The organism is Rhizobium hidalgonense, from assembly GCF_002914525.1.
GTDB classification, from domain to species: domain Bacteria; phylum Pseudomonadota; class Alphaproteobacteria; order Rhizobiales; family Rhizobiaceae; genus Rhizobium; species Rhizobium hidalgonense.
Genome location: NZ_LODW01000054.1, coordinates 86,722 through 107,057, shown reverse-complemented (window position 1 = coordinate 107,057; position 20,336 = coordinate 86,722). Strand labels below are relative to the sequence as shown.

Below are 20,336 nucleotides of genomic sequence, written 5' to 3'. Positions count from 1 at the left end.
GATCCCAGCTTCCCCTGCAGTAAAGCACAGATTTGAGAGACAATTCCTGTGCTCGTCACAGGAATCCAGGGCGCCCAAGTCCTTGGGCGCGGGAAACTACCTTTGTCGGGAAGAGTCATTCACCACGCGGACGCGCGGTAGCTGGATTCCTGTGACGAGCACAGGAATGAGGGAGAGCGGGAGGGGCGGCGGCGCAAGACAACGGCCGCAAATCGGCCTACTCGAATCGAAACGCCAACCTCTTATTCGTCAGCTTCGACAGTTGCTGCAGGCGGCCGTCCAGGCGTTCGCCGGCGAAATCGCGGTATTCGGGCGGCACGACGAATTCGAGGTCGAGGTCGGGGTTCGCGGATTTGCGGAAGCTCAGGCTTTTGACGATGCCGGGCATCGAGGCCGAGAAGAGGTAAACGACGCGCAGCATGCCGCCGAGCAGCTTGGCGCGTTCGATGAACTGCGGGGTGGCGATCTGCGCCAGCGGGCCGGTGGCGCCGTCGTCGTGCAGGCCCTCGAAACGGTAATAATTGGTCAGCGCGATGAAGGCGCGGCCGGGATGGCTGATGCCGACGAAGGAGGAGTGGGCGATGACGTTCAGCGCCTGCAGGCCGCGATAGTCGGGATGGGCCCGCCAGCTGATATCGGCGAGCAGACAGGCGGCCTGACGATAGCGGCTTTCCTCTTCGGTTTCCTGGACGCCGAACAAGGGCATCATGCGGCCGGTCCATTCCGCGAGCTCCCGGGCATGCTCGGGCGAGCGGGCACGCAGGATCGCCAGTTCGCCGGCAGCGGCAAGCAGTGGATCGAGGCGGCGCTCGGCCTCCGACAACAGCGAATAGAGATAGCCCTCGCGCACGCCTTGCGCCGAGAAGGAAATCACCGACGGCTTCATCGCGCTCAGCACTTCCTTCATGGCGACGGCGCCGAAGGGCAGCAGCGAACGACGGTGCTTGGAAACGGCCTGCAACGCCGGCTCCTTGGAATCGCGGGCGGTCACCACTTGTTCGAGGAACAGCATCATCGCTTCAAGCGAGACCTCATAACCCTGCATCATATGCAGCGGATAATGAGTCATCTCCATATGCAGCTTGGCGATGTTTCGCCAGGTGCCGCCGACGGCGTAGAAGGTGCGCCCCTCGCCTTTCGACAGCAACTTTGCCGTCTTCACCTGCTTGCGGGCAAAGGTGCGAGCCTTGGCGAGCGACCCGCCTGTATATTCAGACAGGCGCAGGCCGCCGAGCGGCAGCGTAATGCCCTTGCCGAACTCCTTGCCCTTGATATCGATCAGCTCCAGCGAGCCGCCGCCGAGGTCGCCGGCAATGCCGTCGGGATTGAAGAAGCCGCTGATGATGCCGAGCGAGGCGAATTTCGCCTCCTCCTCGCCGGAGAGCACACGGATCCTGCGGCCGAGGATGGTTTCCGCCTGGTGGATGAAATCGGGGCCGTTGCTCGCCTCACGGGCGGCGGCGGTCGCCAGCACATACATGGTGGCGGCCCGCGCCTGGTCGGACAGGGCCTTGAAACGGTGCAGCGCTGCCAGAGCCCGGCCGACGCTGTCTTCATCCATCTTGCCAGTGACGGCAATGCCCTTGCCGAGGCCGCAGAGGACCTTTTCGTTGAAAAGAATGGTCGGCGAGCGGGACAGGCCTTCGTAGACGACGAGACGGATGGAATTCGATCCGATGTCGACAACGGAGACCGGGGCGATCCCCGGAAGGCGCCCCTGGGCTTCAGATTCAACCATTTAGGTCCAGTATTACTTGTTGTTGCGGCCTTCGAGCAGGCCGGCGATCAGCTTCGGCGCACTGGACTTCAGAGCTTCACCACGGCCCGACAGGCTCGGATTGGTCATGAAATACTGCTGCGCATTGAACGGTTCTTCGCCTCTGCGCACTTCCATGCGCCGCGACGTACCGTCGGGCAATATCTCGTAGCTTTGCTGATTGTCAATCACGTTGCCGAGCATAATCTGGGACAAAACCTGCTCATGAACGGTCGGGTTCGTCAGTGGGACCATGGTTTCGACGCGGCGGTCGAGGTTTCTCGGCATCATGTCGGCCGAACCGATATAAACCAGTGCCTTGTCGGACGGCAGACCGTGGCCGTTGCCGAAACAGAAGATGCGGCTGTGCTCGAGGAAGCGGCCGACGATCGATTTGACGCGGATCTTCTCCGAGAGACCGGGCACCTGCGGACGCAGGCAGCAGATGCCGCGCACGACGAGATCGATCTCGACGCCGGCATGGCTGGCGCGATAGAGCGCATCGATGATGTCAGGATCGACAAGCGAATTCATCTTCATCCAGATCGCCGCCGGAGCGCCGTTCTTGGCGTGCTGAATCTCTTCTTCGATGTGGCGCAGGATGCGCGGGCGCATTGTATAGGGCGAGATTGCAAGCTGCATGCCCTGTTCCGGCTCACCATAACCGGTAATGAAATTGAAGATGTTGGCCATGTCATGAGCGATGACCGGATTGCAGGTGAAATAGGACAGGTCCGTATAGATCTTCGCGGTGATCGGGTGGTAGTTGCCGGTTCCCAAGTGGCAATAGGTCCGGAGCTTGCCTTCTTCGCGGCGGACGACCATCGACATCTTGGCGTGGGTCTTGAGCTCGATGAAGCCGAAGACAACCTGCACGCCGGCGCGCTCGAGATCGCGCGCCCAGCGGATGTTCGCCTCTTCATCGAAGCGGGCCTTGAGTTCGACCAGCGCCGTCACCGACTTGCCGGCTTCGGCGGCGTCGATCAACGCGCGGACGATCGGGCTATCGTTGGAGGTGCGGTAAAGCGTCTGCTTTATTGCCAGGACGTCAGGATCGCGCGCAGCCTGGAGAAGAAACTGGACCACCACGTCGAAGGATTCGTAGGGATGATGGACGACCATGTCCTTTTCGCGGATGGCGGCGAAGCAGTCGCCGGCATGTTCGCGGACGCGCTCGGGAAATCGCGCATTGTAGGGAAGAAATCTGAGATCGTCGCGCGGCGCCTTGGTGATCTCCGATAGGGTGTTCAACGCCAGAAGGCCCGGCAGAACGGCGACGCGATTATCAGGAATATTCAGCGCCTGAACGACGAACTGACGCAGCGAGGCCGGCATTTCGGAATCGGTCTCGATGCGGATGACCTTTCCACGGCGGCGGCGCTTCAGCGCCGTTTCGAAAAAGCGCACGAGATCCTCGGCCTCTTCTTCGACTTCGATATCGCTGTCGCGGATGACGCGGAACGTACCGGAGCCCTGCACCTCGTAACCGGGGTAGAGCCGGTGGATGAAGACGTTGGCGACATCTTCGAGCGTGATGTAGCGGATGGTGTTTCCATCGTCCGGCAGACGGACGAAACGATCGAGCGCCACCGGCAGACGCAGCAGCGCCGTCATTGGCTCGCGGCCGTTCTTGCTGACGAGCTGCAGGCCGATTGAGAAGCCCAGATTCGGAATGAACGGGAACGGGTGGGCTGGATCGATCGACAGCGGCGTCAAGACTGGAAAGATTGCCTGTTCGAATTCGGCGGCCAGCCACTGGCGGTCGGCATCGCTCAAGGCGCCGGGACGCACGATCAGAATGTCTTCCTTGGCGAGATACTGCTGCAGCACGGCAAGCGAGGCCTGCTGCTCCATCTGCAGATGGTCGATCTCCTGCAGGATCGAGTCGAGCTGCTCGGCCGGCGTCTTGCCGTCGGGGCTGCGGATGGCAATGTTCTGGCGCACCTGGCCCTCGAGGCCGGCGACACGCACCATGAAGAATTCATCGAGGTTGGCAGCCGAGATCGACAGGAAGCGGACGCGCTCGAGCAGCGGATGCTCGGTATTCAAAGTCTCTTCCAGGACGCGGCGATTGAATTGCAGCCAGGAGAATTCTCGGTTGATGAAGCGCTCGGGGCTCTTGAGCAGCTCTTCCAGCGGGGGAGTGTTGTCGTTGGTTTCCGGAGTAAGTTCCTGATGTTCTGCGACTGCGCTATCCATGGTCCACCCCGTTCTCAATCGCCGAAGGCAATTATATCAGTTTCACGACGGAACTGTGACAGTCAATCGGCCGGCTCCGAATTTCCCAATTCATTCAATACTTCAGCAGCAAGAGACCGGGTGATTTTTGTGCCTCGCGACAGGGCCAGCCGGTCAAGCCTTTCGACGATCATCTGGGCCGCGTTCAGCGATCGCTCCATCCGGTTGACGATATAGAGCACGAGTTTGTCATCTATATAAACCTGCCGGTCGGCAAAGAGCTTGACTATCACCTGCGACAACAGCGCCTCGTCGGGCTCGCCGATCTCGACGACGGTGGCAGCTTTCAGGCGGGAGCGCAGATCCGGCAGCAAAACCGGCCAGGAGATCGGCCAGAGACGGCTTGTCATCAACAGGCTGGTGCCGTTTTCGCGCACGCTGTTGATGACGTGAAACAGCGCATTGTCGTCGAAACCGAGGCGATCGGCATCCTCGAATAAAACCGGGCCGGCGGCGGCGGCAATAGCAGCGTCCGAGCCGAGTTCCGGATGGATCTCGACGGCGCCACTCAACTCCCGCCAGATGCGGGCCAGATGCGATTTTCCCGAACCGACCGGGCCGGCGAGCACAACAACCTGCGACGGCCATGCGGGCCAGGCATCGACGATCGACACCGCGGCAGCGAGACGGTCCGAGATCAGGAGATCGTCACGTCCGCTTGCGGCATCGTGCGAAAAGACCAGCGGCAGCTGCTCTCCGGCCTTGCGCTTCGGATCAGCGTTCTTCACGTCATTCATTGGGAACTGATTTCGTCTTCCGGGCGCGGCCACCGGATGACCCGCCAAAATAAAGATCACTCTGAAGGTAACGCGAAAGCGCGAAACGGACAAGCACACCGACGGCAGCCGCCGCCGGCACCGCGACCAGAAGCCCGACGAAACCGAAGAGGGCACCGAAGGCAAACAGCGCAAACATCAGCCAGACCGGATGCAGGCCGACGCTGGAGCCGACGAGCTTCGGCTGCAGAATGTTGCCTTCCAGGAACTGGCCGCTGAAGAAGACGGCGAGCACCAGACCGATCCAGGGATAATCCGGCCAGAACTGAACGATCGCCACGCCGATGGCGAGAACGAGGCCGACCAGCGAGCCGACATAGGGAATGAAACTGATCATGCCGGCAAAGAGCCCGATCAGCAGGCCGAAATTCAGACCGACGAGAGACAGACCGGCGGCATAATAAATGCCGAGGATGAGGCAGAGCGAGCCCTGACCGCGGATAAAGCCGGCGATCGCCTGATCGATCTCGCTGGCGATCTGGCGGACGTCGCTGATATAGTCGCGCGGGATCCACTGATCGACCTTGGCGACCATGCGGTCCCAATCGAGCAGGATATAGAAAGCGACGACGGGGGTGACGACGAGCAGGGATATGACGTCGACGATCGCCTTGCCGGAATTCCAGATCTGCGCGAAGAGCCCGGTCAAGAAGCCCATGCCTTCGGAGAGGATGCCGGAGAAATTATCCTTGATCGTGCCGGCCTGGCTTCTGACCCAATCGGGCAGCAGCGAGTTTTTCGAATTGTCGATGAACTGCTGTAGCTGGCTGATATAACCCGGCAGCCGCTCGGCGAAATCGTTGAACTGGCTGATCAGCACGGGAATGAGGATCATCAGCGCCAGCGCAAAGACGATGACGAAGGCGATGAGGATGCCGACCGTCGCCATCATGCGGCTCAGACCCAGCCGCTCCAGCCGATCGGCCACGGGATCGAGGAAATAGGCGATCGCCATGCCGGCGATGAAGGGCAGCAGGATCGAGCTGAAGACGTAGAGAAAGGCGATGAAGAAGACGAGCACGATCAGCCAGAAGAAAATCTGACGCTTGAGACTGTTGCCGCTGACTTGCTGTGGCATCGCTTCCCCGCTGATCGCTTTTCCGCCGCCAAACGCCGCATCCGAACCGACGCAGCCATTCAGCACATAGGGTGCAGGCGCAAAGATGGTCAACCCTGTCGCGGCAAATCCCGGAAAGGCCCCGGGGAAGACGCGGGAAATTGGGGGCTTTTGCCATGCAGCGCTTGCATAAACGCCCCTGTCATGCAATTGCGACCGGCAGATGACGCGGCGCGTCTGCCCTGAAATAGCCATCGGAGACCAGCATGAGCCAGTCTGGAAAAAACGGCCTGACCTACAGCGATGCGGGCGTCGACATCGATGCCGGCAACCTCCTTGTCGAGAAGATCAAACCGGCGGTGCGCTCGACCCGCCGTCCCGGCGCCGATGGCGAAATCGGCGGCTTCGGCGGGCTCTTCGATCTCAAGGCCGCCGGCTTTAACGATCCGGTTCTGGTCGCCGCCAATGACGGCGTCGGCACCAAGCTGAAGATCGCCATCGATGCCGATTATCACGACACCGTCGGTATCGACCTCGTCGCCATGTGCGTCAACGATCTCGTCGTGCAGGGCGCCGAGCCGCTGTTCTTCCTCGACTATTTCGCGACCGGCAAGCTCGACCCCGACCAGGGCGCGGCGATCGTCGGCGGCATCGCTGCCGGCTGCCGCGAAGCCGGCTGCGCGCTGATCGGCGGCGAGACGGCTGAAATGCCCGGCATGTATTCCTCTGGCGATTACGATCTCGCCGGCTTTGCCGTCGGTGCCGCCGAACGCGGCAGGCTGCTGCCTTCCGGCGATATCGCCGAGGGCGACGTGATCCTCGGCCTCGCCTCCTCCGGCGTCCATTCCAACGGCTTCTCGCTGGTGCGCAAGATCGTCGAACTCTCCGGCCTCGGCTGGGATGCGCCGGCACCGTTCCTCGAAGGCAAGAAGCTCGGCGAAGCCCTGCTCACCCCGACCCGTATCTATGTGAAGCCGCTCCTGAAGGCGATCCGCGAGACAGGTGCGCTGAAGGCGCTCGCCCATATCACCGGCGGCGGTTTCCCGGAAAATATTCCGCGCGTGCTGCCGAAGCATCTGGCGGCCGAGATCGATCTTGATGCCGTCAAGGCTCCGCCGGTCTTCTCGTGGCTCGCCCAATCCGGCGGCGTCGAGGCGAAAGAAATGCTGCGCACCTTCAACTGCGGCGTCGGCATGATCGTCGTCGTCGCTGAAGAGAACGTCGCCGCGGTTTCCGCAGCACTGGAGGCCGAAGGCGAAAAGGTCATTACCCTCGGCCGGATGATCGCCCGCGACGAAGGCGCTGCCGGCACGGTCTACAAGGGCACGCTTGCCCTATGAGCACGCCGCGCAAACGCGTCGTCGTCTTCATATCAGGCAGCGGCTCCAACATGATGGCGCTGATCGCGGCGGCCAAGGCCAGCGACTACCCAGCCGAAATCGTCGGCGTGGTCTCCGACAAAGCGGATGCCGGCGGGCTTGCCAAGGCGGCCGCCGAGGGTATCGCCACCTTCGCCTTCCCCCGCAAGGATTATGACAGCAAGGATGCACACGAGGCGGCGATCTTTTCCGCCCTCGATACGCTTTCCCCCGATATTCTCTGCCTCGCAGGCTACATGCGGCTGCTGACGCCGACTTTCATCCAGCGTTATGAAGGCCGGATGCTCAACATCCACCCTTCCCTGCTGCCGCTGTTTCCGGGCCTGCATACCCATCAGCGCGCCATCGACGCCGGCATGCGCATCGCCGGCTGCACGGTACATTTCGTCACCGAAGGCATGGATGAAGGGCCAACGATCGGCCAGGCGGCGGTCCCGATCCTTTCCGGCGACACGGCCGAAAGCCTCGCCGCGCGGGTGCTCACCGTCGAGCACCAGATCTATCCGCAGGCGCTGCGGCTGTTTGCCGAAGGCCGAGTGACGATGGAAGGCAGTAAGGCGGTGGGCGCTGAGGCTTCCGCCGCCATGCCCAAGGCCCAGCTGGTTTCGCTGATTGGTGACCGCGCTTAAGTAAACTTCACAGCAATATCGTTACCATCTACTATCACAGCCGATCCTTTCGGAGCGGAAAGCATGTCTATCGTCAGCTACCCAAAAAAGTCCGCTGGCGTAATCATATAGCTAAAGGGCAGTTCATCTCTGGGGCGTGAGACCCCTGGAGGGTCGCGGGGGAAAATCTCTCTTGGTTCAACAGTAGTGTTGAGCCAGGGAAGCCGTTTTCGCAACTTATAGCTGATACGGTCGGTCGTAATTTCCAAATCTAAGCCTGCAAACTGAACACCTGGAAAGTATCGGCCAATCTCGCTCGGCCGAATCTCATAGATGGTTTTTGGATCGCTCTCGTTCTTGAACGATACTATTACCGGCAGTCGCGTCGTTTTAAGCTTGAAGGGATACCGCCCAGTTGCGCTGCGTAGCACGGCGAAATCTGCTTCAGATAGAGAGCCGACGCTATTCTTTATGCCCAAGGTTGTCAGAACTGCATACTCGTAAACTTGAGTGAGGCTGTTGTTGGGATCATGCTGAATTGGCAAGATGTAAATTGTACCTTTGCCGCCAAGTTCGAAAATCAAAGCCTCGCCGTAGAGACGTGTTGCTCCACCATTTCCGATCAGGCTGTGCGTTACCTTGGAATAGCCGATTTCCATCACTGATGAACTTTCGACCGGTCGGCCATCAACCGTCGCGGAAGCAATGACCTTAAAACGGACGGCCGCACTCTCGCCTTGGCAAGACGAGATGAGCAATGCGCACAGTGACGACAGGAACGACCTACGCTTCATTGGCTGTCCGATACTCAATCGAAAATATCCCATTGCGGAAGGGAGCATAGCTTCCAACCGCCAAAATACCCGTGACCTTCACCGTTCGCCCTCTTTTTGCACACATCCACGGATCTGCCTGCTCCATTTGCCATAGCGGTTCGCGGGTGGACATCATCATAAGCGCCGCAAGGAAGTAAAGCGGCTCTGGCGCAACTTAGACCTGAATTTAGTTAGGAAAGCGTCGACTGTCAGCCCCACCGAAGCATGCCAAGTCCTTCACCTTCGACACAAGATGAAAGGCATGCTGCTTGCTGAGATGACAATCACGTTTTTTCGACCTAAGCCGCCAGCGCCCGCAACGGATGCAGGGTGCCGTCGCTGTAGACGAAGCGGCCGGCGCGGAAGGTGGCGCGGATGCGGTTGATGTCACCCGGCTCGACCGCCACCAGATCGGCGCGCTGGCCGAGGGCGATCTCACCGCGGTCGGAGAGGCCGGCGGAGCGGGCGGCGTTACCGGTCGCCATGGCGACCGCAGCCGGCAGGCCGCCTTCCACCATCTCGGCGAGCTTGAAGATGCCGGGCACGAAGGCGGCCGGATGATAATCGGCGGCGATGATGCTCAAGAGGCCGGCTCTGGCGGCATCGAGGGCGCTGAGATTGCCCGACATCGACTGGCCGCGCAGCGCGTTCGGCGCGCCCATCAGCGTCCAGAGGCCGCGGCGGCGCGCCTCTTCGGCTGCAGCTGCGGTCACCGGAAACTCGCTGATGGTGACGCCGAGATCGTGCATTTCGGCGACTTTCTCGACGCTGTCATCATCATGCGAGGCGAGCGACAGCTTGTGCTTCAGCGACAGCGCGACGATGTCTTTGAGCTTGGCTTCGATCTCGGGATTGCTGCGCATGGCGATGCGCTTGGCGACGATTTCGGCGGCCATTTCCTCGGAGATGGCCCGGCGCTCGGAAATGCTGAGGATGTAGCTTTGCAGGTTGTTGTACTGGCCCTGCCCCGGCGTGTGGTCGGTGAGCGAGACCATGTCGATCTGGTTGGCATTCAGTAGGCGCTCGAGCGCCGGAGCAGCGCCGACATTGGTGATTTCGTAGCGGGCGTGGACGCGGTGGTCGATCAGCAGGTCGTCGCGCAGGCGGTTGATGCCCTCGATCACCGCCGCAGTCGTCTCCAGCGAGCGGACGTGGCCGTAGACGCTTTCGGTGGCGAAAGAGACGGCGGCGAAGGCCGTGGTGACGCCGGCGGCGGCAAGTTTCTTGTCGAGTTCGTGGATGCCGAAATCGATCGGCATCGTCGCATTCGGCCGCGGCGCGATCTCGCGCTCGATCATGTCGCCGTGGAGATCGACGAATCCGGGCATCAGCAGCCGTCCGCCGCCATCAATGGTCGCAGCCGCTACTGGCTCGGGCCGGATCTCGGCGATGACGCCATCCTCAACACGCACGGAACCTTCACTCACCACCTCGTTTGGGAGAACGAGGGTGAAATTGCTGAGCCACATGGGCTTTCTCCTAACCGCATCGATGATTGACAGACCGCAGCGGATAGAACCGCTTCGTGACAAACGTATGAAATTTTCGAACGCCACAACCGCGATAGCGAAACCGTCTTGAGCCCAACCCAACGGCTTGCCCGAGACCGCTCATCCGCTATCGAAGTTTATTCCTGTTCAACAACGCCCATTGCAGCAGCATGATCGTCTTGGCGTCGAAGATCTCGCCGGTTTCGATCATCCGGGCGGCTTCGTCGAGCGGGATTTCCAGGACCTCGATATCCTCGTGCTCCTCGTCTAGGCCACCGCCCTCGGCAACGCGGTCGGCGATGTCGATCACGGAGACGAAGAAGTGGACGACTTCGGCAAAGGCGCCCGGCGACGTGTAGCATTTGAACAGGAAGCGCGCATCGCGCAGCTGGTAACCGGTTTCTTCCATCGCCTCGCGGCGGATCGCCTGTTCGGGATGATCGTCGTCGAGAAGGCCGGCAGGCACCTCGATTATCCAGGCGGGGTCGCCATTGAGATGCACGGCAAGCCGGAACTGGCGGACGAGAACGACAAGATCGCGTTTCGGATCGTAAAGCAGGACGCAGGCGGCCGGCGTGCGGTGGTAGACCTCCCGCTTCAGCTGCTGGGTCGCGCCCCTACGGTCGATATAGTCGAGCAAATAGCTGCTCAACCGCGTCCACCCATTCGACAGCGTTTCCTCGCTGACGATCTTCACCCGTGATTTCGGCTGCATCATGCTGCGTCCTTGCGAAGCCAGACCTTGTTATCGTGCACGGCGGCCCCACCATAGGGCGCGACCGGGTCGGCGCCGGTCAGGACGTTGATCCCCTCGCCGTCGATATGCGCCTTGTTCGGCCAGAGTCCCTCGGCAATCAGCACGCCTGATTTCACTTCGGTGGTGATGCGGGCGTGGATGCGCAGGTCGCCGCGGCTGTTGCCGATGCGGACGAGATCGCCATGAGCGATGCCATTGGCTTCGGCGTCGGCCGGATTGATCATCACTTCGGGGCGGCCTTCCTTCTGACGCGAGGTCTTGGTTTCGGAGAAGCTCGAATTCAGGAAGTTGCGGGCGGGCGATGTGGCGAGGCGGAAGGGATGCTCGGGATCGGCGACCTCGATGACATCGACCTGATCCGGGAAGGCCGGAAGCTCTGCATGCGGCCCGAGCACGCCGACGGCGGCCGGCGGCTTGTTAGGCGCCGGCTGGTTGATCCAGTCCGGGCGGAAATGGAACCTGCCATCCGGATGGGCAAAACCGTCCAGGAAGTGTGCCTCCTCGAAAGCCGGCTGGCGATCGAACCATTTGTGTTCGAGGAAATGATCGTAATCCGGCAGGCCGCTCGATTCGAGCACCCGGTCGACCATCTCGCGGGCGGTAAAACCGAAGCCCGGGCGATCGGCGACGCCGAGGCGCTTGGCCAGTTCTTCGATGACGAAGAGATTGGTGCGCACGCTTGGCGGCGGCTCGACCAGCTTCGGCCCCAGCAGAATATGGTTCTGGCCGCCGGCCCGATAGATGTCGTCGTGCTCGACGAACATCGTCGCGGGAATGACGATATCGGCAATCTCCGCCGTTTCGGTCATGAACTGCTCATGGACGGCGACGAAGAGGTCGTCGCGGGCAAAACCGCGTCTGACCAGCCGCTGCTCGGGGGCGATGTTTGCCGGATTGGTGTTCTGGATCAACATCGCCGTCACCGGGCCGCGATGGCGCAGCGCCACCGCATCGCCGGTCAGCACCCGGCCGATCTGCGACTGGTCGAGCATGCGGATATCGGCATCCTTCATCGACCTGCCGGTCAGTTCCGCATTGTTCATGCGGAAGATATCGCTGTTCGAATGGAAGGCGCCGCCGCCCTCATATTGCCAGGAGCCGAGGACGGTGGCGACCGAGGCTGCCGCATGCATGGCGACCGCACCATTGCGCTGGCGGGTGAAGCCGTAACCCAGGCGGAAGAAGGTCTTTTTCGTCGTGCCGACGAGGCGGGCGAAAGCTTCGATCTCCTCAACCGAAAGGCCGGTGATATCGGCCGCCCATTGCGGGGTCTTCGTCTTCAGATGCGCTTCGAGACCTTCGGGATCGTCGGCATATCGCGCCATGTATTCACGGTCGGCATAGCCGTCGCGGAAGGCGATATGCATGACGGCGCAGGCGAGTGCCGCATCGGTGCCCGGCTTGACGATCAAGGCCATGTCGGCCTGCTTCATCGTCGGATTGTCGTAAATGTCGATGACGACGATCTTCGCGCCGCGTTCCTTGCGCGACTTGATGGCGTGGGTCATCACATTGACCTGCGTCGACACCGCATTGGTGCCCCAGATGACGACGCAATCGGTGCGGCCCATCTCGCGCGGATCGGGACCACGCAGGGTGCCGGTCGCCATGGTGAAGCCGGTCCAGGCCGGATTGGTGCAGATCGACGAGAAGAAACCGGAATAACGCTTGGCATGGCGCAGGCGATCGATCGAATCGCGTTGCACCCAGCCCATCGTGCCGGCATAGAAATAGGGCCAGATCGCCTCGCTGCCGTCGCTCGCCTCGGCCTTCACAAAGGCTTCGGCGATCTCATCCAGCGCATCGTCCCAGGAAATCTGCTGCCACTGCCCTGCCCCCTTGGCGCCGGTGCGGCGCAAGGGATGCATCAAGCGCTCGGGATGGTAGAGCCGCTCGGCATAACGGGCGACCTTGGCGCAGATGACGCCTGATGTGTAGGAGTGATCGTGTGCGCCGCGGACACGGCCGACGCGGCCATCCTCTGATATCTCGACCTCCAGCGCGCAGGTGGAGGGACAGTCGTGCGGACAGGCCGTGTGGCCAACCCTGGTGTCCTGCTTCGAGGATTTGGCGTGGATGGGGGTCGCAATGTTCATGGCATTTGTATATTGCAAGGCTTGCACGGCCAAAAGCCACAAAAACTCCCCATGACGCGAATTCATACGGACATCAGCGAAAATGAACTACCGCCACATCTACCATGCGGGCAATTTTGCCGATGTGCTGAAACATGCCGTGCTTGCGCGGCTGATCCGCTACATGCAGAAGAAGGATGGGGCATTCCGCGTGCTCGACACGCATGCCGGCATCGGGCTCTACGACCTCTCCTCCGAGGAGGCGCAGAAGACAGGCGAATGGCTCGAGGGCATCGGCAAGCTGATGGAGGCCGATCTCGGACCTCAGGTTGCCGAGCTGCTAGAGCCCTACCTCGCAGCCATCCGCGAAATCAACCCTGAGGGCGGCATCCGCTTCTATCCCGGATCGCCGAAACTCGCGCGGCTACTGTTCCGGCCGCAGGACCGCTTGTCGGCAATGGAACTGCATCCCGAGGATTACTTCAGGCTGCACCGGCTGTTCGAGGGCGATCACCACGCCCGCATTACCGAGCTCGACGGCTGGCTGGCGCTCGGCGCGCATCTGCCGCCGAAGGAGAAGCGCGGCATCGTGCTCGTCGACCCGCCTTTCGAGGAAGAGGACGAATATCAGCGCCTGGCCGAAGGACTGGAAAAAGCCTATCGCCGCTTTCCCGGCGGCACCTATTGCCTCTGGTATCCGCTGAAGAAGGGGGCGCCGATCAAGGAATTCCACGAGACGCTGCAGGCGCTCGATATCCCGAAGATGCTCTGCGCCGAGCTCATTGTTCGCAGTGACCGCGGCATCACGGGACTGACCGGCTCCGGCCTCGTCATCGTCAATCCGCCCTTCACGCTGAAGGACGAGTTGCACCAGCTGCTGCCAGCGCTAAAAGACCATCTGGCCCAGGACCGTTTCGCCTCGCACCGGGCCTTCTGGCTGCGCGGCGAGACAAAGGCGGTCAAGGACGATTGACCTGGAAATCGGCTTCGGGAATAGTCCCGGCCCGTCGTTTTACAATCTCATCAGGTGTCCCCATGAAGCTGCTTTGGTCGCCCGCCTCCCCCTATTCCAGCAAGGTGCGGATGGCCGCGCATTTCCTGGGCCTGGAGTTGAATGCCATCCGGGTCGACACCAATGCCGGGCCGGCGATCCTGGTGGACAACAATCCGCTCGGCAAGATCCCGACGCTTCTGACCGATGATGGCGCCGCGGTCTTCGACAGCGTGGCGATCATGCATTATTTCGACCGGCTGGCGAAGGGCAAGCTCTATCCCGCCAAGAAGGGCAAACGCACCGATGCGGAGGTCCTCGAGTCGCTCTGCGACGGCATCTGCGACTGCCTGCTCGCCATCATCTACGAGCGGCGCTTTCGCGATGAGGAAAAGATCCATCAGCCCTGGATCGATCGGCAATGGAAGAAGGCGACGAGCGGGCTTGCACATCTCAGCGCCAATCCGCCGAAATCAGGCAAGAAGCTCAATGGCGGACATTTCGCCTTGGCCGCCACGCTCGACTATCTCGACCTGCGCTTCAAGGGCCAGTGGGAAGCCGATCAAGCGCCGCTGGTCGACTGGCTGGCGCAGTTCGAAAAGAAATTCCCTGCCCATCAGGAGCTCAAGCCGACAGCATAGTCCGTTAAATCGGCATCGAGCAGGCCGCAAAAAAGCCGGGCGATGTGCCCGGCTTTTTCATGCTTGAACGATTGTTCTCGGCTTAGAACTTGACGCCGATGCCGAGCTTGACGCTGTTTTCGTCGTAACCGCGCGAGAAGCTGCCGGAGTCGAGGTTGTAGTCCTTGCTCTGGTAGTCGGTGTAGCGATATTCCAAGCGCGTCGTGATGTTGTTGGTCACGAAGGCTTCGACGCCGGCGCCGACGGTATAACCGTAATTGGTCTTGCTTTCGTCCGAGGTACCGTCGGAAACCTTGACGTCGCCGAGGGCGAGACCGGCCGTGCCGTAGAGCAGGAACGGGTTCATGTCGTAACCGACGCGGCCACGGACAGAGCCGTTCCAGCCGTACTTGTTCTTGACGCCGCCCGAGGAGACGTCGTCGCCGCTGTAGCCGAGATCGGATTCAACGCCGTAAACGATCTGGCCCTGCTGCCAATTGTAGCCGGTGAAAACCTGGCCGCCGAAACCATAGGTGTGGCGGTCGGAACCGAAGTCACCCATGTTGTAGGTGCCGGCGCCGCCGAGGTAAAAGCCTTCCCAGTTACCGGCCGGCTTGACCGGAGCGTCCTGGGCGACCGGTGCTTCCGGAACCTGGTCGACGGCATCGGCCGCCTGAGCTGCCGAGACGCCCGCAATTGCAAAAACGGAGGCCATGAGGCCAGCAATGAGTACACGCATACTTAGTCTCCTTTCAGTCCCGCGTCGCTTGATCACTGTCTATCAGTGAAGCATCGGCGGGATATTTGCCAGATGTCCCTTCCGGATCGAGACTGAAATTGGAACTCAAATGCGGATTTGAAAGAGCCAAATTGTGATATCATTGTGGCTGCCGCATGGCCGAAATTCGATGTTGCTTTGACGCAACATACAATTCATTAACCCTACTGAAGAGTTAAACTGAAAATACTTATTTTATCAAATCGCATTCTTAAATAATACATAGAATATCCCGTCCGCCGACGCAACCGCCACAGCCTATTTATATAATCTCCGCCCGCGCCTATATAGTCGACAGACAGACTCGCGGGATCAGAAGGCAGGATTTTGAACCACAAAAGACTTCGCTCGGCCCTTGTAACCGGGGCCGCCAAAAGAATAGGCCGGGCAATCGCCGAAGACCTTGCTGCAAATGGCTTTTCCGTTGCGATCCACGCCAACGACTCGATCGGCGAAGCCGAAGAGCTGGCGGCGGAATTGCGGCAGAAGGGGCAACGAGCGATCGCGTTGCAGGCCGATCTTACCGATATCGGCGAAACGGCCGAGCTGGTAGCGAAGGCGTCGGAAGCGCTCGGGCCACTCGATCTGCTCGTCAATAATGCGTCGGTTTTCCAGCATGATTCCGCGCGTGGTTTCAACGCCGCCACATGGGCGCTGCACTTCGACCTGCATGTGCGTGCGCCATCGATCCTCGCAGCGGCCTTCGCGCAGCAGATGCCCGCCGAGACCGCGGGACTGATCGTCAACATCATCGACCAGCGGGTCTGGGCGTTAAGACCCAGCTTCTATTCCTATACACTCTCCAAGTCCGCGCTGTGGACGGCGACGCAGACGCTTGCCCAGGCGTTGGCGCCGCGCATCCGCGTCAATGCCATCGGCCCCGGCCCCGCGATGCCGAGCGAGCGGCAGTCGCAGGAGGACTTCCAAGCGCAGGTCTCAGCCCTTATCCTGCAGCGAGGGCCGGCGCTGGAGGAATTCGGACAAACGATTCGCTTCCTTTACGACACGCCCTCGATCACCGGCCAGATGATTGCCCTCGACGGCGGCCAGCACCTCGCCTGGCAGACGCCCGATGTGGCGGAGATTACGGAATGAACGGACGAAAGCTGCCGGATGGCGGCGTTCTCTACGACGATACGGATGAGAGCGAAGACGATATCGAGGTGGAAGGCGACCTTTCCGCCGCAGCCCCGCTTGCGGCTGCGGTCGACTGGAACGCGGGCAGCATCAACGAGACTGGGCTGATCGGCGCGGATCTGATCGGCGAATTCGTCAAGCGGCTGCCGAATAGCCCCGGCGTCTACCGCATGTTCAATGCCGAGGGTGACGTGCTCTATGTCGGCAAGGCGCGCAGCCTGAAGAAACGCGTTGGCAATTATGCCGTCGGCCGCGTGCATTCCAACCGCATCGCCCAGATGGTGCGCCAGACGGCAAACATGGAATTCGTGACGACGCGCACGGAGACCGAAGCGTTGCTCCTGGAGGCGAATCTTATCAAGCGCTTGCGGCCACGCTTTAACGTGCTGCTGCGTGACGACAAGTCCTTTCCCTATATCCTCATCACCGGCGACCACCGGGCGCCGGCGATTTTCAAGCATCGCGGTGCGAGGGCGCGAAAGGGCGACTATTTCGGGCCTTTCGCTTCGGCGGGTGCCGTCGGGCGCACGATCAATTCGCTGCAGCGCGCCTTCCTGATCCGCACCTGCACGGACAGTGTCTTCGAAACCCGCACACGCCCCTGCCTGCTCTACCAGATCAAGCGTTGTTCCGGGCCATGTACCCACGAGGTCAGCGACGAAGGTTATGGCGAACTGGTGCAGGAGGCGAAGGACTTCCTCTCCGGCAAGAGCCAGAAGGTGAAGTCGCATATGGCCGAGGCGATGAACCAGGCGGCCGAGGACCTCGATTTCGAGCGGGCGGCGATCTATCGCGATCGGCTGGCGGCCCTGTCGCATGTGCAGAGCCATCAGGGCATCAACCCGGCGGGCGTCGAGGAAGCGGACGTTTTCGCCATCCACCACGAGGGCGGCATTTCCTGCATCCAGGTGTTCTTCTTCCGCACCGGCCAGAACTGGGGCAACCGCGCCTATTTCCCCAAGGCCGATCCGCAGCTTTCCGGCGCCGAAGTGCTGAACGCTTTCCTCGCCCAGTTCTACGACGACAAGCCGGTGCCTAAGCAGATCATGCTGTCGGAAACGATCGAGGAGATGGAACTGCTCGCGGCCGCACTCAGCCAAAAGGCCGCTCACAAGGTTTCCATCCTGGTGCCGCAGCGCGGCGAGAAGCGCGATCTGGTCGATCACGTCGTCGGCAATGCGCGCGAGGCGCATGGGCGAAAGCTCGCCGAAACGGCGTCGCAGTCGCGGCTGCTCGAAGGTTTCAAGGACACGTTCAGGCTGGCCTATGCGCCGCAGCGCATCGAAATCTACGACAACTCGCATATCATGGGCACCAACGCCGTCGGCGGCATGGTGGTGGCGGGGCCGGAAGGTTTCGTCAAGAACCAGTACCGCAAGTTCAACATCAAATCGACCGACATCACCCCCGGAGACGACTTCGGCATGATGAAGGAGGTTATGACGCGGCGCTTCTCACGGCTGATCAAGGAGGAAGGCATTCCCGATCGGACGGCAGAAAAGGCCGCTATCGACGCCGCCGACATGCCCTTCCCGGCCTGGCCGGATGTAATTCTCATCGATGGCGGCCAGGGGCAGATGACAGCGGTGCGCGGCATCCTCAACGAACTCGGGATCACCGACAGCGTGACGGCGATCGGCATCGCCAAGGGTGTCGACCGCGATGCCGGGCGCGAGCGCTTCTTCCCGCCGGGACGCGAGAGTTTTACGCTGCCGCCGCGCGATCCGGTACTCTATTTCATCCAGCGCATGCGCGACGAGGCGCATCGTTTCGCCATCGGCTCGCACCGGGCTCGGCGCAAGAAGGAAATGATCAAGAACCCGCTCGACGAGATCGGCGGCATCGGCCCGTCGCGTAAACGGGCGCTGCTGCAGCATTTCGGCACGGCAAAGGCGGTTTCGCGCGCCGCCCTTTCGGACCTGATGGCGGTGGAAGGCATTTCGGAAGCCGTTGCGAAGCAGGTCTATAACCATTTCCACGACGACGCCGCGAAATAACCGGGGTCCGTCGCAAATTCCACGCAAAGGCAATGAAAAGACAGAAAGAATGTTGACGGTTTACGGTCAAAGCCGTCATCTACCGCATCGGCCCGAAAATCGGAATCGATTTTCGCAAGACGCGCGGCGCTACAGCGGCGCATCAATTCAGAGAAACGATCCCATGGCATCGCGTGCGTACAGCATTCCCAATCTTCTGACCTACGGCCGCATCCTCGCCGTGCCGCTGATCGTTCTCTGTTTCTTCATCGAGGGCAGGCTGTCAATCAGCAACACGGCGCGCTGGGTGGCGCTCTGGATTTTCGTTATCGCCTCGCTCACCGATTTCCTCGATGGCTATCTCGCGCGCATCTGGAACCAGACGTCTAATATCGGCCGCATGCTCGACCCGATCGCCGACAAGCTGCTGGTCGCCTCGATCCTGCTCTTGGTCGCAGCCGACCAGACCATCGCCGGCTGGTCGATCTGGGCGGCGATCACCATTCTTTGCCGTGAAATCCTGGTGTCCGGCCTGCGTGAATATCTGGCGGCGCTGAAGGTCAGCGTGCCGGTCACACGGATCGCCAAGTGGAAGACCACGCTGCAGCTCGTCGCCATCGCCTTCCTGCTCGCCGGCCCGGCCGGCGACGAGATTTTCCCCTACACGACGCAGACCGGCATCGCGCTGCTGTGGATCGCCGCGCTGCTGACCATCTATACCGGCTATGATTATTTCCGCGCCGGGCTGAAACATATCGTGGATGACGAGGAATGACGCGGCTTGTCTATTTCGCATGGGTGCGCGAGCGCATCGGCAAGGACGAGGAGGAGATCGACCTCCCCTCCTCCGTCGTCACCGTTGCCGATCTCCTGAATCATTTGAAGACGCTGGGCGAAGAATATGAGACCGCGCTTCAATATCCCGAGGTGATCCGCGTGGCGCTGGACATGGAGCATGTCGAGCATGATGAGCCGATCGGCGCCGCCCGTGAGATCGGGATTTTTCCGCCGATGACGGGGGGATGAGGCGGTGATGGTGGTGCAGTGTCGCTACCCCCCTCTGCACTGCCAGGCACCTCCCCCACAAGGAGGGAGATTGGCTGGACGCACGGGCCTCCTCAAAGAATTGGCGTTTCAGCCCGGCGAAGCGGTAAATGGGCAAGAAGAGCGCGCCACTTGTGATCTCCCCACCTGTGGGGGTCCGAAGGACGGGTCGAGACCCGCGGCTCGACCCCGCGGCCGGCAGGCCAGAGGGGGGCGGACACGGCACAGCCTTTCCGCATTCTTCACAGCAACTTCAAAGCAGCGGAGGATTTCGCTGTGACCATCACCCTCACCATCCGCGTCCAACGCGAAGACTTCGACCTGCAGGCCGAAGTCGACCTGCTCTCCAAGGGCAAAGCCGGCGTCGGCGCCATCGTGACCTTCTCCGGCCTCTGCCGAGATGAAGGCGGCACGCTGGCGTCTCTTGAGCTCGAGCATTATCCCGGCATGGCCGAAGCGGAGATGAACCGCATCGGCGAACTGGCCATTGCCCGTTTCGGGCTGCTCGGCCTCACCGCCATCCACCGCTACGGCAAGATCGCCGTGGGCGAGAATATCGTGCTCGTCGTTGCAGCCGCGCCGCATCGGCAGGCGGCGTTCGATGGGGCGAATTTCGTCATGGATTTCCTAAAGACCGCAGCGCCCTTCTGGAAGAAGGAGCACGGCAAGGACGGCGCCGCCGGCGACTGGGTCGCGGCGAAAGACGCCGACGATGCGGCGCGCGACAAGTGGAAGTAAAGGTAGGACAGCTCCGTATTTTTTCGAAGCACGGAGATGCCCTACCTTTTTTGTCTTACGAAATTCCGGACGCAAAACCGCTGCGCACTTTTGCTGGAATT

Annotated in this window: 18 protein-coding genes; 9 read left to right on the top strand and 9 right to left on the bottom strand. The window is 61.2% G+C overall.

The genetic code is table 11. From position 1 onward, the window contains the following. Nucleotides 1-217: 217 nt before the first annotated feature. The 4 genes from ppx to ATY29_RS15755 all read right to left on the bottom strand — a co-directional run bounded on the left by ppx (nucleotide 218) and on the right by ATY29_RS15755 (nucleotide 5,848). A complete protein-coding gene (gene ppx, locus ATY29_RS15770) occupies nucleotides 218-1,738 on the bottom strand; it encodes an exopolyphosphatase (RefSeq protein WP_003574103.1) in 1,521 nt (506 codons plus the stop codon). A gap of 12 nt (nucleotides 1,739-1,750) precedes the next feature. After that, on the bottom strand, nucleotides 1,751-3,955 hold the full coding sequence (locus ATY29_RS15765) for an RNA degradosome polyphosphate kinase (RefSeq protein WP_003578402.1): 2,205 nt from the start codon (nucleotides 3,953-3,955) through the stop codon (nucleotides 1,751-1,753). Nucleotides 3,956-4,017: 62 nt separating this feature from the next. Then, nucleotides 4,018-4,731 carry a DnaA regulatory inactivator HdaA gene (gene hdaA, locus ATY29_RS15760; RefSeq protein ID WP_097536847.1) on the bottom strand — a complete coding sequence of 238 codons (714 nt, stop codon included), beginning with the start codon at nucleotides 4,729-4,731 and terminating at the stop codon, nucleotides 4,018-4,020. Beyond that, nucleotides 4,724-5,848: an AI-2E family transporter gene (locus tag ATY29_RS15755; protein WP_025415821.1), complete on the bottom strand. Its 1,125-nt coding sequence runs from the start codon at nucleotides 5,846-5,848 to the stop codon at nucleotides 4,724-4,726. Before ATY29_RS15755 ends, hdaA begins: the two co-directional genes overlap by 8 nt. A 245-nt stretch (nucleotides 5,849-6,093) precedes the next feature. On the opposite strand from ATY29_RS15755, the gene purM reads away from it, so the two are divergent. Then, complete coding sequence (gene purM / locus ATY29_RS15750; RefSeq protein WP_097536846.1) at nucleotides 6,094-7,167, top strand: phosphoribosylformylglycinamidine cyclo-ligase; 1,074 nt, start codon at nucleotides 6,094-6,096, stop codon at nucleotides 7,165-7,167. Further along, the gene (gene purN, locus ATY29_RS15745) at nucleotides 7,164-7,835 is read left to right on the top strand and encodes a phosphoribosylglycinamide formyltransferase (RefSeq protein WP_097536845.1); all 672 of its coding nucleotides are present in this window, start codon (nucleotides 7,164-7,166) and stop codon (nucleotides 7,833-7,835) included. Before purM ends, purN begins: the two co-directional genes overlap by 4 nt. A gap of 77 nt (nucleotides 7,836-7,912) precedes the next feature. On the opposite strand, the gene ATY29_RS37190 is transcribed toward purN, so the two are convergent. The 4 genes from ATY29_RS37190 to ATY29_RS15720 form a co-directional block, all read right to left on the bottom strand. Beyond that, complete coding sequence (locus tag ATY29_RS37190) at nucleotides 7,913-8,626, bottom strand: hypothetical protein (RefSeq protein WP_193550360.1); 714 nt, start codon at nucleotides 8,624-8,626, stop codon at nucleotides 7,913-7,915. A gap of 302 nt (nucleotides 8,627-8,928) precedes the next feature. Then, nucleotides 8,929-10,098 carry an alpha-D-ribose 1-methylphosphonate 5-triphosphate diphosphatase gene (locus ATY29_RS15730; protein ID WP_003574115.1) on the bottom strand — a complete coding sequence of 390 codons (1,170 nt, stop codon included), beginning with the start codon at nucleotides 10,096-10,098 and terminating at the stop codon, nucleotides 8,929-8,931. 148 nt (nucleotides 10,099-10,246) lie between these two features. Beyond that, complete coding sequence (locus ATY29_RS15725) at nucleotides 10,247-10,837, bottom strand: NUDIX domain-containing protein (protein ID WP_003574117.1); 591 nt, start codon at nucleotides 10,835-10,837, stop codon at nucleotides 10,247-10,249. Further along, nucleotides 10,834-13,038: a molybdopterin-containing oxidoreductase family protein gene (locus ATY29_RS15720; protein ID WP_097536843.1), complete on the bottom strand. Its 2,205-nt coding sequence runs from the start codon at nucleotides 13,036-13,038 to the stop codon at nucleotides 10,834-10,836. The genes ATY29_RS15725 and ATY29_RS15720 overlap by 4 nt, the downstream gene beginning before the upstream one ends. Nucleotides 13,039-13,054: 16 nt before the next feature. Here ATY29_RS15720 and ATY29_RS15715 point away from each other — a divergent pair, with 16 nt between their 5' ends. Both ATY29_RS15715 and ATY29_RS15710 read left to right on the top strand, forming a co-directional pair. Continuing rightward, nucleotides 13,055-13,924 carry a 23S rRNA (adenine(2030)-N(6))-methyltransferase RlmJ gene (locus ATY29_RS15715; RefSeq protein WP_097536842.1) on the top strand — a complete coding sequence of 290 codons (870 nt, stop codon included), beginning with the start codon at nucleotides 13,055-13,057 and terminating at the stop codon, nucleotides 13,922-13,924. A 62-nt stretch (nucleotides 13,925-13,986) separates the two neighbouring features. Further along, nucleotides 13,987-14,583 (top strand): glutathione S-transferase, encoded by a 597-nt coding sequence (locus ATY29_RS15710; protein WP_097536841.1) that lies wholly within the window; start codon nucleotides 13,987-13,989, stop codon nucleotides 14,581-14,583. 82 nt (nucleotides 14,584-14,665) lie between these two features. Here ATY29_RS15710 and ATY29_RS15705 read toward each other — a convergent pair whose 3' ends face one another. Beyond that, nucleotides 14,666-15,301 carry an outer membrane protein gene (locus ATY29_RS15705; protein ID WP_025415814.1) on the bottom strand — a complete coding sequence of 212 codons (636 nt, stop codon included), beginning with the start codon at nucleotides 15,299-15,301 and terminating at the stop codon, nucleotides 14,666-14,668. Nucleotides 15,302-15,667: 366 nt separating this feature from the next. On the opposite strand from ATY29_RS15705, the gene ATY29_RS15700 reads away from it, so the two are divergent. The 5 genes from ATY29_RS15700 (at nucleotide 15,668) to ATY29_RS15680 (ending at nucleotide 20,235) form a co-directional block, all read left to right on the top strand. After that, entirely contained in the window at nucleotides 15,668-16,435 is a 768-nt protein-coding gene (locus tag ATY29_RS15700; protein ID WP_003574125.1) for an SDR family oxidoreductase, read from the top strand. Continuing rightward, a complete protein-coding gene (gene uvrC / locus ATY29_RS15695) occupies nucleotides 16,432-18,474 on the top strand; it encodes an excinuclease ABC subunit UvrC (RefSeq protein ID WP_097536840.1) in 2,043 nt (680 codons plus the stop codon). The genes ATY29_RS15700 and uvrC overlap by 4 nt, the downstream gene beginning before the upstream one ends. A 163-nt stretch (nucleotides 18,475-18,637) precedes the next feature. Beyond that, on the top strand, nucleotides 18,638-19,228 hold the full coding sequence (gene pgsA, locus ATY29_RS15690; protein ID WP_003574129.1) for a CDP-diacylglycerol--glycerol-3-phosphate 3-phosphatidyltransferase: 591 nt from the start codon (nucleotides 18,638-18,640) through the stop codon (nucleotides 19,226-19,228). Then, nucleotides 19,225-19,479 (top strand): molybdopterin converting factor subunit 1, encoded by a 255-nt coding sequence (gene moaD, locus ATY29_RS15685; protein WP_097536839.1) that lies wholly within the window; start codon nucleotides 19,225-19,227, stop codon nucleotides 19,477-19,479. Before pgsA ends, moaD begins: the two co-directional genes overlap by 4 nt. A gap of 294 nt (nucleotides 19,480-19,773) precedes the next feature. Next, on the top strand, nucleotides 19,774-20,235 hold the full coding sequence (locus ATY29_RS15680) for a molybdenum cofactor biosynthesis protein MoaE (protein WP_097536838.1): 462 nt from the start codon (nucleotides 19,774-19,776) through the stop codon (nucleotides 20,233-20,235). Nucleotides 20,236-20,336: the final 101 nt, after the last annotated feature.

What these genes read in the sequence shown, in the direction of transcription:
- ppx (WP_003574103.1), bottom strand. Translation starts at nt 1,738, where the DNA reads ATGGTTGAATCTGAAGCCCAGGGGCGCCTTCCGGGGATCGCCCCGGTC.
- ATY29_RS15765 (WP_003578402.1), bottom strand. Translation starts at nt 3,955, where the DNA reads ATGGATAGCGCAGTCGCAGAACATCAGGAACTTACTCCGGAAACCAAC.
- hdaA (WP_097536847.1), bottom strand. Translation starts at nt 4,731, where the DNA reads ATGAATGACGTGAAGAACGCTGATCCGAAGCGCAAGGCCGGAGAGCAG.
- ATY29_RS15755 (WP_025415821.1), bottom strand. Translation starts at nt 5,848, where the DNA reads ATGCCACAGCAAGTCAGCGGCAACAGTCTCAAGCGTCAGATTTTCTTC.
- purM (WP_097536846.1), top strand. Translation starts at nt 6,094, where the DNA reads ATGAGCCAGTCTGGAAAAAACGGCCTGACCTACAGCGATGCGGGCGTC.
- purN (WP_097536845.1), top strand. Translation starts at nt 7,164, where the DNA reads ATGAGCACGCCGCGCAAACGCGTCGTCGTCTTCATATCAGGCAGCGGC.
- ATY29_RS15730 (WP_003574115.1), bottom strand. Translation starts at nt 10,098, where the DNA reads ATGTGGCTCAGCAATTTCACCCTCGTTCTCCCAAACGAGGTGGTGAGT.
- ATY29_RS15725 (WP_003574117.1), bottom strand. Translation starts at nt 10,837, where the DNA reads ATGATGCAGCCGAAATCACGGGTGAAGATCGTCAGCGAGGAAACGCTG.
- ATY29_RS15720 (WP_097536843.1), bottom strand. Translation starts at nt 13,038, where the DNA reads ATGAATTCGCGTCATGGGGAGTTTTTGTGGCTTTTGGCCGTGCAAGCC.
- ATY29_RS15715 (WP_097536842.1), top strand. Translation starts at nt 13,055, where the DNA reads ATGAACTACCGCCACATCTACCATGCGGGCAATTTTGCCGATGTGCTG.
- ATY29_RS15710 (WP_097536841.1), top strand. Translation starts at nt 13,987, where the DNA reads ATGAAGCTGCTTTGGTCGCCCGCCTCCCCCTATTCCAGCAAGGTGCGG.
- ATY29_RS15705 (WP_025415814.1), bottom strand. Translation starts at nt 15,301, where the DNA reads ATGCGTGTACTCATTGCTGGCCTCATGGCCTCCGTTTTTGCAATTGCG.
- uvrC (WP_097536840.1), top strand. Translation starts at nt 16,432, where the DNA reads ATGAACGGACGAAAGCTGCCGGATGGCGGCGTTCTCTACGACGATACG.
- pgsA (WP_003574129.1), top strand. Translation starts at nt 18,638, where the DNA reads ATGGCATCGCGTGCGTACAGCATTCCCAATCTTCTGACCTACGGCCGC.
- moaD (WP_097536839.1), top strand. Translation starts at nt 19,225, where the DNA reads ATGACGCGGCTTGTCTATTTCGCATGGGTGCGCGAGCGCATCGGCAAG.